Consider the following 14,564-nt stretch of genomic DNA (forward strand, 5'->3'; position numbering starts at 1 on the left):
CCTAATCTTCCGGGGTGAGATTGGAGAGCGCGTGGGCAGGGGATTTCAGGGTGCGGTCTTACGGGCACTCGGCGCCAAAGAACATCTGGCCACGGTCACCCGCATCGAGTGGATCTCGTCGGCCGTCGTGCGCCTGGACTTCACGAGCGAGACACTGCTGTATCCCGACGGGGAGCGGCCGTCGGCCTGGATCCGCGCCTGGTTCCCGGACGTCGACGGCGGCAGCAAGCAGTACCAGCGCGGCTACACCCTCGTCGATCCCGATCCCGCCGCCGGCACCTTCGGCATCTACTTCCTGGTGCACCAGCCCGCCGGTCCGGCGTCGAACTGGGCCGTGCACGCCGCGCCCGGCGACGAACTCGTCATGCAGCGCATGGGCGGCGACGGCTGGGAACTCGACGATCCGCAGCCGGCCGGTTACCTGCTGGTCGGCGACGTGGCCTCGTGGCCGGGGATCTGCTCGATCATCGCGGCCGCGCCGCCCGGCGTCGGGGTCCGGGCCTTCCTGGAGTACACGCACGACGACGACCCGCAGCTGTCGATTCCCGACCATCCCGACCTGGAGGTCACCTGGGTGCCGCGGCGCCCGGACGGCCGGGCCCTGGTGGACGCGCTCGGCGACGACGACTATCGCGGCTGGAAGTCGTGGGTGGCGGCGGAGAGCACCGCGACCCGACTGGTGCGCGCCAAGCTGACCGGCGACCACGGGCACAACAAGGGCACCATGCACGCCCAGGCCTACTGGATCCGGGGCCGGGCGATGGGCAAGCAGGTCGAAGCCGAGGAACTGGCCGGCGTGGCCGAAGCCGAGGTCGCCGCAGCAGCGGAGGGAGCGCCCGCCGCGGCGCCGGCGGTCCCGATCGACGACGGCACGTCCGTCCTGCGCCCGGCGCGCCCGGCCTTCATCCTGTCCGCCCTCATCGCCCTGGTCCTGGCGGCGCTGGCGGTGGTGCCGCTGGTCCTGTTCGCCGAGCTGGCCCGCCGTCTGGTCGACGGCGCCGACCGCGAGCAACTGGTCCAGGTCGGGGTGACCGGTGTGATCGTGTTGCTGGTGGGCACTGGACTGAGCGCCGTGCTGATCACGGTGCTCCACTTCTACGACCAGTTCTTCGCCGCCGCCCTGCGGCGCCGGGTGATGGAGAAGTTCACCCGGCTGCCGCTGGGCTGGTTCCTGGGCCGCCGCTCGGCGGAGGTGCGCAAGCTCGCCCAGGACGACATCAACTCGCTGCACTACCTGGTGACGCACGCGGCCGTGGACCTGGTGACCGCCGTGGTGACGCCGCTGGCGATCCTCGGCTATCTGTTCTCGGTGAACTGGACGCTCGCGCTGATCCTGCTGGTGCCGGTGGTGGTCTACCTGGTCCTGATGATCCGGCTGGCGGCCGGTGACAAACCACGGCTGCAACGGGTGCTGCAGTGGAACGCGACCCTGCCCGGCGACGCCGAGCGGTACATCGCCGGTCAGCCGGTCAGCCGGGTCTTCGGCGACCAGGCCACGGTGGATCTGCCCGGCGAGGTCTCGGCGCTGGTCGGATTCCTGAAGCAGTGGCAGCACGACACGATCGACCGCAAGGCGATCCTGATCCAGCTCAACCGCCCGATGACCTCGATGGTGCTGGTCGCGCTCGCCGGCACCGGCCTGATCGTGATCGGGTGGATGCCCGCCGCGGCCATCCTGCCGTTCCTGATCCTGGGCACCTCGTTCGGCGACCGTCTGCTCGCCGCCTCCTACGCCGCCAACGGCCTGCGCGAAGGGATGGCCGCCAAGGCCGGCCTGGACCTGCTGCTCACCACGCCCGAGCTGGCCCGTCCGGACGCCGCGGTGTCGCCGGCCGTCGGCGCCACCCGCGCCGCGGTGCGCTTCGAGCGCGTCACCTTCGGATACACGGCCGGGCGCGCGGTCCTCTCGGACTTCACCCTCGCCCTCCCGCCGGGCGGCACCACCGCCGTCGTCGGCCCGTCCGGGGCGGGCAAGTCCACCGTGGCCGCGCTGGCGGCGCGGCTGTGGGATCCCGATGCCGGTGCCGTCACGCTCGACGGCACCGACCTGCGACTGCTCGACGAGCAGGTCCTGCGCCGGCAGATCGCCGTCGTCCTGCAGGACGTTCAGCTGGTGCACGGGACGGTGGCCGAGAACATCGCGCTCGGCATGCCCGGAGCCACCCGCGAGCAGATCGTGGACGCCGCCCGCACGGCGTACATCGCCGAGGTGATCGAGGGGTTGGCGGACGGTTACGACACCGTCATCGACCGCGACAGCCTCTCCGGCGGCCAGCGCCAGCGCGTCGCGATCGCGCGCGCGATCCTCGGCGATCCGCGCGTGGTGGTGCTCGACGAGGCGACCGCCGCCGCCGACCCGGACTCCGAATGGGAAGTGCGCCAGGGGCTCACCCGCCTGCTGGAGGGGCGGACCGTGCTGGTGGTGGCCCACCGGCTGCACACCGTCGCCCAGGCCGATCTGATCGTCGTGCTCGACGACGGACGGATCGCCGAACAGGGCACGCAACCCGAACTGCTGGCCGCCGGCGGTCTGTACTCCCGCCTGCACGGTCGCGCGATGGAGGCCCTGTCATGATCTACTCCGACATCGCCGCGATCACCGGTGCCGCCGGCCGCCGCGACCGCCTCCTGTTCGTCGGCCTGACGGTGTTCTCCACCGTGTTGCAGGCCGCCTCGGTGATGACGCTGATCCCGGTGCTGCACGCCCTGTTCGGCGACCAGCCGTCTCAGGCGTGGCCGTGGGTCGGGCTGCTGGTGGCGCAGCTGGTCCTGGCGTGGGTCGCCGACGGCCTGGCCACCCGGGCCGGGCTACGGCTCGGATTCGGGCTCATCGACGCGATCGAGGTCGCGGGCCTGTCGGCCATCCGGCGGCTGGATCCGGCCGAACTGCACTCGCCGCGCGCCTCCCGGCTCCGGGACCTGATCTCCACCGCGGCACCGGAATCGATCTCGGTGGTGGTGCTGCTGGGCTCGCCGCTGATCCATGCGCTGCTGCTGACGCCGCTGCTGGCGCTGATGCTCCTCGCGGTCGCCTGGCAGCTCGCCCTGGTGGCCCTGGCCGGCGGGATCGCGATGTTCCTGGCGCTCGTCGCCGGGCGCCGCGCGGTGGCGAAATCAGAGGAGGCCTTCGCCGATGCCGGCCGCGAACTGGACGACCGCGTCCTCGAGTTCGCCTGGGCTCAGCCGACGCTGCGCGGCGCGGGTGTCGGCACCGGCACGCTCGACGGGGTGCTACGTGCCTCCCGCAGGCGCGGCCTGCGGCTGCTGGCCTGGCAGATCCCCGGCGACACCCTGTTCTCGGTGGTGCTGCAGCTGGTGCTGCTGGCCTTCGGCGCGACCACCGTCGCGCTGTACCTCTCCGGCGACCTGGAGCCGGTCGCGGCGGCCGCGATGATCGTGGTGCTCCTGCGGATCGTCGAGACCACGGGCTCGTTGTCGTTGCTGTCCACCCCCTCGGCATCGGCGGCCCGCGTGCTGACCTCCGTGCGCGAACTGGTGACCGAGCACCAGGCGGCCGGCGATCCGCGGGCCGGTGTCGTGCGCGGCACCGGTCTGGCCCGCGGGCTTCGCGCCGACGGCCTCGACTTCACCTACCCGGACGGCACGCGGGCACTGCGCGAGGTGGATGCCGACTTCCCGGCCGGTGCCATCACGGTGATCGTCGGCGGCTCGGGGTCGGGCAAGTCGACTCTGCTCGACGTGCTCTCCGGGCTGCGCGAGCCCACCGGCGGCGCAGTCCTGGCCGACGGCGTCCCGGCGGCCGCACCCGATCGGCTCGCCGAAGCCTCGGTGGTCTTCCAGACCACCCAACTGCGCCCGGGGACTCTCCGGGAGAACATCGGCGCCGTCGACGACGCGGCCCTGCCCGCCCTGGCCGAGCGGGCGCAGCTCACCGAACTGGTCGAGACCCTTCCGGCCGGCTGGGACTCGCGGGTGGGGGAGTCCGCCAACGCCCTGTCCGGCGGCGAACGGCAGCGCGTGGGCCTGGCCCGGGCACTGGCGAAACCGGCGGGGGTTCTCCTGGTGGACGAAGCCACTTCGGCGCTGGACGCCATCACCGAGCGCGCGGTGGTCGACGCCCTGGAACAGGTCCGCGGTGAGCGGACGACGGTGATCGTCACCCACCGTCCGGCGCTGGTCGCGCTGGCCGATCAGGTGATCGTGCTCGACGACGGTCGCGTCGTCGACTCAGGCAACGTCGAACAGTTGCTGGCCCGCGGCGGCGTGTTCGCCGACCTGTGGACCCGTTGGCGGCAGACCGAGGGCTGGCAGGTCTGACGCAGGCGGGCGCCGGGTATTCTCGGGTGCGCACGCGTGAGTGGCGGAATTGGCAGACGCGCTGGATTTAGGTTCCAGTGTCCGAAGGACGTGCGGGTTCAAGTCCCGCCTCGCGCACCGTCACGAGTCGCGGCATCGTCGATCGGCGCTGCCGCGACTCGGTGTTCTCAGTCACCGGTCCCGGCACCGTCACAACGTCCGGGAAGGTCACCGGCCGGGGCGACGGGCACTACTGCTCGGCGCCGGTGGCTGCGGGCGACTGGACGTCGCGCTCGACGAAACTGCGGGCCTCGACGAGGCCGAGGTCGACGGCGTTGCGGACCGTCGCGGCTTCACCGAGGACGAGGGCTCGGACGTGCGGACCCCGGCGGCGTAGTCGCGCTGCTTCTTCTCGGCGCCCAGCCCGGTGCCGGAGGTGTCGTCCTCGCGCAGGCACATCGACCGGATGACGTGGTGGTAGGTCACCAGGCCGTAGGTGAGCGGCAGGTTGAGAAACCGGCCGAGGATCTCGAACGGTGACACCGTCAGGCCGCCGTTGACGATCGGCTCGGTGAGTGCGGAGCCGATCGTGGTGAACAGGTGCACCGCCAGGTGATACGAGAAGTACGCGGCCGTCAGGGACTTGGTGACGGTGAGGTCGTGCAGCGACACGGTCTCGTCGAAGCGCGCGCCCTGGCCCAGGTTGTGACCGAGCCCGATGAGGATGTCCAGCGGTGCGCCGCCGACGAAGGGAATCGCGCCGCCGATGTAGGAGCCCATCGTCTCCACGGTGTTCCAGTCGTCCGGGTCTGCCGGGATCAGATGATGCGGAATCCGGACGGTCCGCATCTGCCGCAGGAGACGCGTGGTCTCGGCGCCGATCTGCCGCTTCGCCGCGGCGTTCGGGGCCTGGGCCTGGGCGGCCTCGCCGGTGCGGGTCACGATCCGGGCCAGCGTCAGATCGCCGATCGGGGTGCAGGTGTCTGAGTCGGCCAGGGCGAGCTGGTCGGCGATCGAGGAGATGATCGGATGGATGGGGATGTCGTAGACGACGTCCTCGCTCGGAGCCCCCGCCAGCGCCTTCTCCTCGTCGGTCACCTGAGCGACGCACTGATTCAGGACGGCCTCGCTGATCGCCGAGTAGACCTGGGTCAATCCCAGCCGGATCACGGCGAAGCCGATGGTCAGCAGCATGCTGTACGAGACGAAGCTCAGCGATTCGATGGGGCCGCCGCTGAGATCGATGATGTTCGGGGCCAGCTCCACGCCCAGGCGTGCCGGCGCCAGCACCCCGCTGAAGAAGTACAGCCACGCGGTCTCCACCGCCTGCGAGAGGGTGATGTTGGCGACCGGAATCGCCTCGTTCTGCTTGCCGTCGCGGATCTTCAGCAGCCCGGAGATGATCGCCTGCGAGTGCGGTGACCGGTACTTGGTCGCGGGATCGTCGTCGGAGGCGCCGAGTGTCTTCGGGTGGTCCGAGATCGCCAGGGTCGACACGGTGATCCGCTGCATCTCGCGCTTGATACGCGGCTGATCGGCTAGGACGGCGGCGCGCACCTGCGGGGGAAGACTGGGGGACATGGACGCGACCAGTGAGTCGTACACGACCGCCAGCGTGGTGAACTCGCCGCTGACACAGGTGGTCTCGTCCGGCCTGTCCTTCGCGCTGGGCAGGAGCGGGGCGGCGGACCGGGCGATCCGATCCTGCCGCTGCTGGTACGACTCCGCGGGTGGTTCGGCCGCGGGCTTCTCGGCGGCAGTCTTCTCGGCGGCCGGCACCGCGGTGATCACCGACGTGCCGCGCACCAGTTCGACGGCCCGGGCATCGGGAACCGCGGCGTTGGCGAGCAACGCTGCTGCGACGACGATGGTGACTACTTCGAAGACCGAGCGCCGGAGGCGCACGTGGACAGCAGACGTTTTCACAGTTCTCCAGATACCCGACATACCAGATCGAGGCTGAGCCTAACCCAAGAGAACACTGAGCGTGCGGCCCGGTCGCATCCCCCGTCGGCCGGTAGCCTTGGGCCGGTGAACAGACCTGTGCCCGACGACCCCGTACTGATCGACGTCCTGGGCCGGACGCTGCGCGAGCACGGCTTCACCTCCGACGGTGTCGCGGAGCTCCTGGGGCCCGCGGCCGGCGAGTCGCTGGTCGGCGGCACCTGGTGGCCGGCGCTGCGTGCCACCGAGCGTGCACCCGAGCATCTGGACGTTCGGGCGACTCTCGTCCGGCTGTTCCTGCTCGGCACGGTCGAGCCGGAAGGTGCTGTAACGCAAGCATTCTCGCCGTCGACTCCGGGCGAGCTGGTGGCCCAGGGGGTGCTGGCCGTCGCCGACGGCGGTTACCGGGCCGAGATCGACATCCGTCCGCACAGCTCCGACGATCGCGACTTCCTGGTGGTCTCCGACCAGGACGCGCTGCTGCGGGACGGCCCGCTCGAGCACGACCACGTGCTCGGTATCGGCGGGGCGTCGATGTCCCTGGCACAGGCTGTGGTGCGCACGCCGGTCCGGCGGGTGCTGGACCTGGGGACCGGATGCGGGATCCAGGCGCTGCACCTGGACTCGCACTGCGAGCATCTGGTCGCCACCGACACCAATCCGCGGGCGCTGGCGCTCACCGCGGTGACGGCCCGCCTCAACGGAATGGACTGGGATCTGCGGGAGGGCAGCCTGTTCGAGCCGGTCGCGGGGGAGAGGTTCGACCTGATCGTCGCCAACCCGCCGTTCGTCGTCGGAGCCGGCGCCCAGGACTACATCTACCGTGACTCCGGTGTCGCCGGCGACGGGATCAGCCGGCAGCTCATCGAACAGGTCGGCGAGCACCTGGAACCCGGCGGCATCGCCCAGGTGCTGGCCAACTGGATCGTGCACGACGAGCAGGACTGGCAGCGGCGGATCGGCGAATGGGTACGGACCAGCGGCCTGGATGCCTGGGTGGTGCAGCGAGAACTGGCCGACCCGATCAGCTACATCTCCCTGTGGATCGCCGACGCGGGGGAGCCTCCCGAGGCGGCGGCGCGGCGCGGAGCGGCCTGGCTGGACTGGTTCGAACGCGAGCAGATCGCCGGCATCGGCATGGGCCTGGTGACCCTGCGCAAGCCCGTCGGCGAGCGCGCCCCGGACGTGGTGATCGAAGAGATCACCGCCGCCGGCCAGGAGGTCACCGGTTTCGAGGTGCAGGCCTGGTGGGCGCGCCGCGACCTGCTGCGCGAACTCGGCGACGACGACCTCCTGGCCGCTGCGCTGAGCACCTCTCCGGTCTTCCTGGAATCGCAGTCGCTGCCGGGATCGCAAGGCTGGCAAGAGATCTCCGCCGCGGTGACCCGCCCCGGCGGCCCCGGCGCGGTCCTCGGCGTGGACGAGGTGATGACCGCTCTGCTCGCCGGGTCGCGCGGCGAGGTGCCGCTGGCGATCCTGATCGAATTGCTCGCTGACTCGTACGGCGTCGACGCGGCTGCACTGGCACAGGCCGCGTTGCCCGTGGTGCGCGAGGCGATCGGCCGCGGGATCGTCTACGTCGCCGAGTGAGGCGATAGCGGCGGTCAGTTCCGGCAGGCGTCGTCCAGGGCCGCGGACAGGTCGGCGCGCAGATCGCCGACGTCTTCCAGCCCCACCGAGAACCGCAGATGACCGTGGGTGCGGAAACCCTCCGGGTAGGCGGCCACGCGCGGGCCGCCGGTGCCCACGTGCACGATCAGCGACTCGTCGTGGCCGACCGAGACCGCCGAGGTGATCACCCGGAGGGAGTCGATGAAACGGTTCTGCAGGTCCGGATCGCCGTCGAGGGCGAAGGCCATGATCCCGCCGTAGCCGCGGCCGGCGAACTGGCGTGCGGCCACTGCGTGCTGCCGGTGACCGGGCAGTCCCGGGTAGGCGACGTAGGCGATGCGCTCGTCGGCGTCGAGGAATCGGGCCAGTTCCAGAGCGGAGGCCTGGTGGCGCTCCAGCCGCAGCGGCAGCGTCACCGAGCCGCGCATGATCAGCCAGGCGTTGAACGGCGAGATCACGCCGCCGACGTCGACCATCGCCTCGGCCCGGATCGGTTCCACCAACTCGGCGCGCCCGATCACCGCTCCGCCCATGGCGTCGCCGTGGCCGTTGATGTACTTGGTGAGCGAATGCACCACCAGGTCGGCGCCGTCGTCGAGCGGCCGGTAGAGCGGCGGCGGGGTGAACGTGGAATCGACCATCAGGAAGACCCCGTGGCGGTGGGCGAGTGCCGCCAGAGCGCCGATGTCGGCCACCTTGGTGGTCGGATTGGCGATCACCTCGGTGGCGATCAGCTTGGTGTTCGGCCGGATCGCGGCGGCCACCGCATCCAGGTCGGTGACGTCGACGAAGGTCGCCTCGATCCCGTACTTGCGCGGCAGCAGCGTGGTCCACAGCTTGTACGTCGCCTCGTAGGTGGTGTCGGAGACGACGACGTGGTCGCCCGAGCTGACGTGGGTGAAGAACACCGCGTGCAGCGCGGCGACCCCGGAAGCCAGGACCAGCGCGTCCTCGCCGTGCTCGAGCGCAGCCAGTTTGTTCTGCAGGGCGATCTGGTTGACCCCGGTGTTGCGCGTGTAGGTCAGGTGGTCGGGATTGGACCAGTCCATCGTCGACGGGTCGTAGGGCAGATGGTACGAGTTCGCCATCGTGATCGGTTCACGGATGGCGCTGCCTTCACCGTGCGACCGGTTCCCGCCGTGCACGCTCAGGGAGGATTCGCCGAGACTCGCCGGCTTGCTCCGGTCCGGTCGCACCGAGTCGCTCACGTCGCCCTCCTGGGAATCGACCGCCGGCCAGCACGAGCGGCAGGCGATGCAGCTTGTCGATCCGCCACCGCAGGCGGACCTCGGCCCAGCACCAGCAACCGGCGAAGACGGCGAGCACCATCAGCGCCGACAGTCCCGGGCCCCACGGCCGGAAGACGATCCACGTCGGAATGGCGAGCAGGGCGACCGCCTGGATCACGTAGGAGTCCAGGCTGCGTGCCCCGACCATGACCAATGGGCGGAACCAGTCGTGCGTCATCCACTGTAGGAGTCGCCGGAAGACGGCGTACACGCAGGTGACCGCGAGCCACGCCGCGACGACGCGCACCGGACCGAGACCGACCTTGCCGATCAGGTCGGGACGGGTGGCCAGCCAATCGCCGAACCACATGCCGTGGGCCAGCGTCACCCAGCCGACCGCCGCGGCCGCCAGCAGCGCGGGCAGGGCGGCGTCGAGCCGCTGCGGGATGCGCCAGTCGGTCCACTTCCAGCCGATCACCATGGCGGGCACGAACAGCACCTGCCAGGCCATCCAGTTCTGGATGGGGCCGCCACCGGGATGGGAGGTGATCACCATCCCGGGCAGCGAGACGGTCTGGCTGAGCACGTAGCCGACGCCGGAGGCGGTCAGCACCCGCGGCCACTGCCGGTGCTTCAGGAGGGGGAGTACCAGGAAGGCCAGGGAGAGCAGGATCAGATAGACGACGAGGATGCTGCCTCCGCTGGGCAGGAAACGCAGGGTCACCATCCACCACAGCTGCCGGCCGATCGGGAGGTCGGGGGGCAGGACGGCGATCAGCCGGAACTGCGGGGCCGTCAGGTACAGACCCGCGATCACCGCGGCCAGCGAGATGAAGACCTGCGCCACGTAGAGAGCGGCGAGCCGGCGGGCGAGTCGGCCGTAGGCGTAGCGGAGCGTGAAGCGGTCGATCCACCCCCGGTAGACGATGCCCAGCACTAGTCCGGAGAGCAGCACGAAGGCGCTCATTCCGTCGACGAGCGGATAGGCGTGCGTGGGACGGGCGATCAGCATGCCGTTGGCGAAATGGAGACTCACCATGCTCCAGATCGCCAGACCGCGGGTGGCGTCGATCGCCAGGTCTCGCCTCATAGTGCCTACCGACGGTACGGCGCGCCGCCCCCGAAGTGGGGACGGCGCGCCGTGACGGGTGAGGCCTATGGGGCTAAATCATACTCGTGGTGCTTCAGGAAGCTCCTCGGTGATCAGACCCACATCATCGATTCACGTGTACAGATCGGCGATGGCCTGCTTGTACGTGTCGTGGATGACGTTGCGCTTGAGCTTCATCGTGGGAGTCAGCTCACCGGTGTCGATGGTGAAGTCCGTCGCCAGCACGTCGAACTTCTTGATCTGCTCGGCCGCGGATACCTTGGCGTTGGCCGAGGCCACCGCCTCCTCGAACTCGGCGCGCAGCACCGCATTGGTTGCGAGATCCTCCATCGAGGTGTCCGCCGGCAGGCCGTTGCGCTCCAGCCAGCCCGGAGCGGCCTCGGCGTCGATGGTCAGCAGAGCGCCGATGAACGGCTTCTGATCGCCGACCACCAGGCACTGGCTCACCATCGGATGCGCGCGGATGGTGTCCTCGAGCTGCGCGGGCGAGACGTTCTTGCCGCCGGCGGTGACGATCAGCTCCTTCTTGCGGCCGGTGATGTAGAGGTACCCGTCCTCCAGGCGGCCGATGTCGCCGGTGTGGAACCAGCCGTCACGGATGGCGTCCGCGGTGGCCTGGTCGTTCTTCCAGTAACCGGTGAAGACCACCGGGCCGCGCAGCAGCACCTCACCGTCCTCGGCGATGGCGGCCGTGACCCCCGGAACCGGGCGTCCGACCGAGCCGATGCGGCTGTGCTCGATGTTGTTCGCGGTGACCGCGGCGGTGGTCTCCGAGAGACCGTAGCCCTCGAAGACCGGAATGCCGACGCCGCGGAAGAAGTGGCCGAGGCGCTCGCCCATGGGTGCGCCGCCGGAGACGGCGGCCTCGCACCGGCCGCCCAGTGCGGCACGCAGCTTGCCGTAGACCAGCTTGTCGAAGACGGCGTGCTTGAGACGCAGGACCAGGCCCGGGCCGCCGGTGTCGAGCGCTCGGCTGTACTCGATCGCGGTATCGGCGGCCTTGTCGAAGATCGATCCCTTACCGCCGTCGATGGCCTTCTGGCGAGCCGAGTTGTAGACCTTCTCGAACACCCGCGGCACCGACAGCACGTAGTGCGGCTGGAAGACGCCGAGGTTCTCGACCAGATTCGGCAGATCGTTGGTGTGCCCCAGCACGACGCCGTTCTCCATGCAGCCGACCGCCACCACGCGGGCGAAGACGTGCGCGAGCGGCAGGAAGAGCAGGGTGGACTTGCCCTCGGCCAAACCGGGGCCCACCGAGTCGCGCACGGCGGCGCACTCGGCGATGAAGTTGGCGTGGGTCAGCACCACGCCCTTCGGGCGCCCGGTGGTGCCGGAGGTGTAGATCAGGGTGGCCGCGTCGGAGGAGCGCGAACCGGCCTCCCGCTCGTCGAGTGCCGAGTCGGGCACCTCGGCGCCCCGCTTGCGCAGCTCGGCGATGGCGCCCTCGTCGATCACGAGCGTCTCGCGCAGGTCGCCGGCGGTCGCGATCACCTCGGCGTGCTTGGTCCGCTGGTCGGCGTTCTCGACCACCAGCACCTTGGTGCCCGAGTCGGTGAGGATCCAGTCGACCTGGTCGGGGGCGGAGGTCTCGTAGATGGCGACGGTGGTGGCCCCGGTCCGCCAGATGGCGTAGTCGAGGAGGCTCCATTCGTACCGGGTGGAGCTGAGGATGGCGACGCGGTCGCCGGGCTCGACGCCGGAGGCGATCAGGCCCTTGGCCACGGCGTCGATCTCTTCGGCGAACTGGAGCGCGGTGACGTTGAGCCAGTGGCCCGAGTCGCCGAGGCGCTTGAACACCGGAAGCGTCGGGTTGTTGCGACGCAGATCCTGAATGCGGGTGATGGTGGTGACGTCGTCGCCGACAGTCAACGTGGAGGGAGTGGTGTACTCCTGCATGGCATGCAACCCCTCGGAGAGTGTGAAATATTCGCGAACGGACGGTTCGGACGAACCTCGTGAAACGAAACCCTACCAGCGCGTCAAGTGGTGCATGTCACAGGCCTGTTACGGGGTAGAATACCGTCTCAATGACTACTTATGAGCGCCCATGAGCGACGCCGACACCACTACGACAGCGACCGGCTCGTTCGACGACTTCGGCATCGACGACCGGGTGCGCGATGCGCTGACTGATGTCGGCTACGAAACGCCTTCACCCATCCAGGCCGCGACCATCCCGCCACTCATGGCCGGGCGGGACGTGGTCGGACTGGCCCAGACCGGCACCGGCAAGACGGCGGCCTTCGCCATCCCGATCCTCTCCAAGCTGGACACCAGCGCCCGCAAGCCGCAGGCGCTCGTGCTCGCGCCGACCCGCGAGCTGGCCCTGCAGGTGGCCGAGGCCTTCGGTCGCTATTCGTCGAAGATGCCCGAGGTGAAGGTCCTGCCGATCTACGGCGGCCAGAGCTACGGGATCCAGCTGTCCGGCCTGCGCCGCGGCGCCCAGGTGATCGTCGGCACCCCCGGCCGCGTCATCGACCACCTCGACAAGGGCACGCTGGATCTGTCGGAACTGGCGTTCCTGGTGCTCGACGAGGCCGACGAGATGCTCAGCATGGGGTTCGCCGAGGACATCGAGCGGATTCTGGCCGACACTCCCGACCGCAAGCAGGTCGCACTGTTCTCGGCCACCATGCCGGCGACGATCGGGCGATTGGCACGCAAGTACCTGAACGACCCCGAAGAGGTGAAGGTCAAGTCCCAGACCTCCACCGCGGCCAACATCACGCAGCGCTACCTGCAGGTGTCCCACCAGCGCAAGCTGGACGCCCTGACCCGGGTGCTGGAGGTGGAGCCCTTCGACGGGATGATCGTCTTCGTCCGGACCAAGTCGGCCACCGAGGAACTCGCCGAGAAGCTGCGGGCCCGTGGACTGTCGGCGATGGCCATCAACGGCGACATGGTGCAGGCGCAGCGCGAGCGCACCATCAACCAACTGAAGGACGGCTCGATCGACATCCTGGTGGCCACCGACGTGGCTGCTCGTGGTCTGGACGTCGACCGGATCTCGCACGTGGTCAACTACGACATCCCGCACGACACCGAGTCGTACGTGCATCGCATCGGCCGTACCGGCCGCGCGGGCCGCTCGGGCAACGCGCTGCTGTTCGTCTCGCCGCGGGAGCGGCATCTGTTGCGGGCCATCGAGCGGGCGACGCGCCAGGACCTCACCGAGATCGACCTGCCTTCGGTGGAGGACGTCAACGCCCAGCGGGTGGTGAAGTTCGGCGAGTCCATCACGCGCAACCTCGAGTCGGACAACCTCGATCTGTTCCGCGGCCTGGTCGAGAGTTACGCCCGCGACAACGACGTGGCCCTCGCCGACGTCGCCGCGGCGCTGGCGCTGGAGACCCGTGACGGCGGCTTCCTGCTGGCGCCCGACCCGCCCGCGGGGCAGCGCCGGGAACGTCCGGAGCACCGGGACCGTGGCCCCAAGGGCGGCGGCGGCAAGTTCGCCACCTACCGCATCGCGGTCGGCCGTAAGCACAAGGTCTCGCCGGGTGCCATCGTCGGTGCGATCGCCAATGAGGGCGGGCTGACCCGCGCCGATTTCGGCAACATCAGCATCCGCGACGACTTCTCCCTGGTGGAGCTGCCGGAGGACCTGGATGCCGGGACCCTGGGGATGCTCAAGCACACCCGGATCGGCAAGAATCCGATCGACCTGCGCCGCGACCTGGGTGCGCCGCGTCAGCGCGGCGGCAACAAGGGCAAGGGCGGTTACGGCAAGAAGGACCACTGGGGCAAGCGCCCGCAGCGGGTGGCCGGTCGCGGCCGCAGCTGATTCGGCTCAGTCGGCGTCGATCACGGCCTGCACGCGCGGACCGTAGACGTCGATCATCTCCTGCGTGGAGGCCCTCGTGAAGGCGGGGGCCGCCAGCACGTACCGCATGGTCGCCACTCCGAACAGCATGCTCGACAGCACCCGGGCGGTGTCCTCGCTGATGCCGGCCTCGGCCGCGATCAGGGGCAGCATCGTCCGGGAGGTGAACTCCCCGAACGCCCGGGCGGCGTAGTCGTCGACGACGGCCGACCGGAGGAAGCCCTGGAGGGCGGGGCCGGACTCCGGGCTGTCCCAGGTGGTGAGGAACCCGGTCGCCAGACGCAGCCCGAGCCCCTCGCGCGGCCCGCGGGCGGCAGCGGCGACCAGTTCGGCCGGATCGATGGGCAACTCCATCGCGGCCAGGAACAGCCCGCGCTTGTTGCCGAAGTAGTACGGCACCAGGGCCACGTCCACGCCGGCTCGCGTCGCCACGGCGCGCATCGTCGTCTTGTCGAAGCCGCCGGAGGCGAACAGTTCCCGCGCGGCGCGGCGGATGTCGTCGCGGGTGGTGCTCGGTCCGGCGCGGCGGCCGCTCCGGGCCGGGGTTTCGGGGGTGCTCACGACCACGACTCTAGCCGAATTCATC

General features: G+C 70.0%; 9 protein-coding genes and 1 tRNA gene. 5 read left to right on the top strand and 5 right to left on the bottom strand.

Annotated features, from left to right (window positions below; genetic code table 11):
• Nucleotides 1-31 precede the first annotated feature (31 nt).
• The 3 genes from ABD732_RS11865 to ABD732_RS11875 all read left to right on the top strand — a co-directional run bounded on the left by ABD732_RS11865 (nucleotide 32) and on the right by ABD732_RS11875 (nucleotide 4,395).
• Nucleotides 32-2,575, top strand: coding sequence for an ABC transporter ATP-binding protein/permease (locus ABD732_RS11865; protein ID WP_344783908.1), 2,544 nt, complete (start codon nucleotides 32-34; stop codon nucleotides 2,573-2,575).
• Nucleotides 2,572-4,278 (top strand): ABC transporter ATP-binding protein, encoded by a 1,707-nt coding sequence (locus tag ABD732_RS11870; protein WP_344783910.1) that lies wholly within the window; start codon nucleotides 2,572-2,574, stop codon nucleotides 4,276-4,278. The genes ABD732_RS11865 and ABD732_RS11870 overlap by 4 nt, the downstream gene beginning before the upstream one ends.
• A 34-nt stretch (nucleotides 4,279-4,312) precedes the next feature.
• Nucleotides 4,313-4,395, top strand: a tRNA-Leu gene (locus tag ABD732_RS11875).
• 90 nt (nucleotides 4,396-4,485) lie between these two features.
• On the opposite strand, the gene ABD732_RS11880 is transcribed toward ABD732_RS11875, so the two are convergent.
• Nucleotides 4,486-6,162 carry a hypothetical protein gene (locus ABD732_RS11880; protein ID WP_344783912.1) on the bottom strand — a complete coding sequence of 559 codons (1,677 nt, stop codon included), beginning with the start codon at nucleotides 6,160-6,162 and terminating at the stop codon, nucleotides 4,486-4,488.
• 126 nt (nucleotides 6,163-6,288) lie between these two features.
• Here ABD732_RS11880 and ABD732_RS11885 point away from each other — a divergent pair, with 126 nt between their 5' ends.
• The gene (locus tag ABD732_RS11885; RefSeq protein WP_344783913.1) at nucleotides 6,289-7,791 is read left to right on the top strand and encodes a DUF7782 domain-containing protein; all 1,503 of its coding nucleotides are present in this window, start codon (nucleotides 6,289-6,291) and stop codon (nucleotides 7,789-7,791) included.
• Between the two features lie 14 nt (nucleotides 7,792-7,805).
• Here the strand turns inward: ABD732_RS11885 and ABD732_RS11890 are convergent, their stop codons facing one another.
• The 3 genes from ABD732_RS11890 to ABD732_RS11900 all read right to left on the bottom strand — a co-directional run bounded on the left by ABD732_RS11890 (nucleotide 7,806) and on the right by ABD732_RS11900 (nucleotide 12,051).
• On the bottom strand, nucleotides 7,806-9,020 hold the full coding sequence (locus ABD732_RS11890) for a trans-sulfuration enzyme family protein (RefSeq protein ID WP_344783916.1): 1,215 nt from the start codon (nucleotides 9,018-9,020) through the stop codon (nucleotides 7,806-7,808).
• Nucleotides 8,929-10,131, bottom strand: a complete 1,203-nt coding sequence (opgC, locus tag ABD732_RS11895; RefSeq protein ID WP_344783918.1) for an OpgC domain-containing protein — start codon at nucleotides 10,129-10,131, stop codon at nucleotides 8,929-8,931. Before opgC ends, ABD732_RS11890 begins: the two co-directional genes overlap by 92 nt.
• 132 nt (nucleotides 10,132-10,263) lie before the next feature.
• Nucleotides 10,264-12,051 carry an AMP-dependent synthetase/ligase gene (locus tag ABD732_RS11900; RefSeq protein WP_344783920.1) on the bottom strand — a complete coding sequence of 596 codons (1,788 nt, stop codon included), beginning with the start codon at nucleotides 12,049-12,051 and terminating at the stop codon, nucleotides 10,264-10,266.
• 151 nt (nucleotides 12,052-12,202) lie between these two features.
• Between ABD732_RS11900 and ABD732_RS11905 the strand changes: the two genes are divergently transcribed.
• A complete protein-coding gene (locus ABD732_RS11905; RefSeq protein WP_344783922.1) occupies nucleotides 12,203-13,939 on the top strand; it encodes a DEAD/DEAH box helicase in 1,737 nt (578 codons plus the stop codon).
• A 6-nt stretch (nucleotides 13,940-13,945) separates the two neighbouring features.
• On the opposite strand, the gene ABD732_RS11910 is transcribed toward ABD732_RS11905, so the two are convergent.
• On the bottom strand, nucleotides 13,946-14,539 hold the full coding sequence (locus ABD732_RS11910; RefSeq protein WP_344783924.1) for a TetR/AcrR family transcriptional regulator: 594 nt from the start codon (nucleotides 14,537-14,539) through the stop codon (nucleotides 13,946-13,948).
• Nucleotides 14,540-14,564: the final 25 nt, after the last annotated feature.

It is taken from the genome of Gordonia caeni (genome assembly GCF_039537105.1).
GTDB classification, from domain to species: Bacteria; Actinomycetota; Actinomycetes; order Mycobacteriales; family Mycobacteriaceae; genus Gordonia; species Gordonia caeni.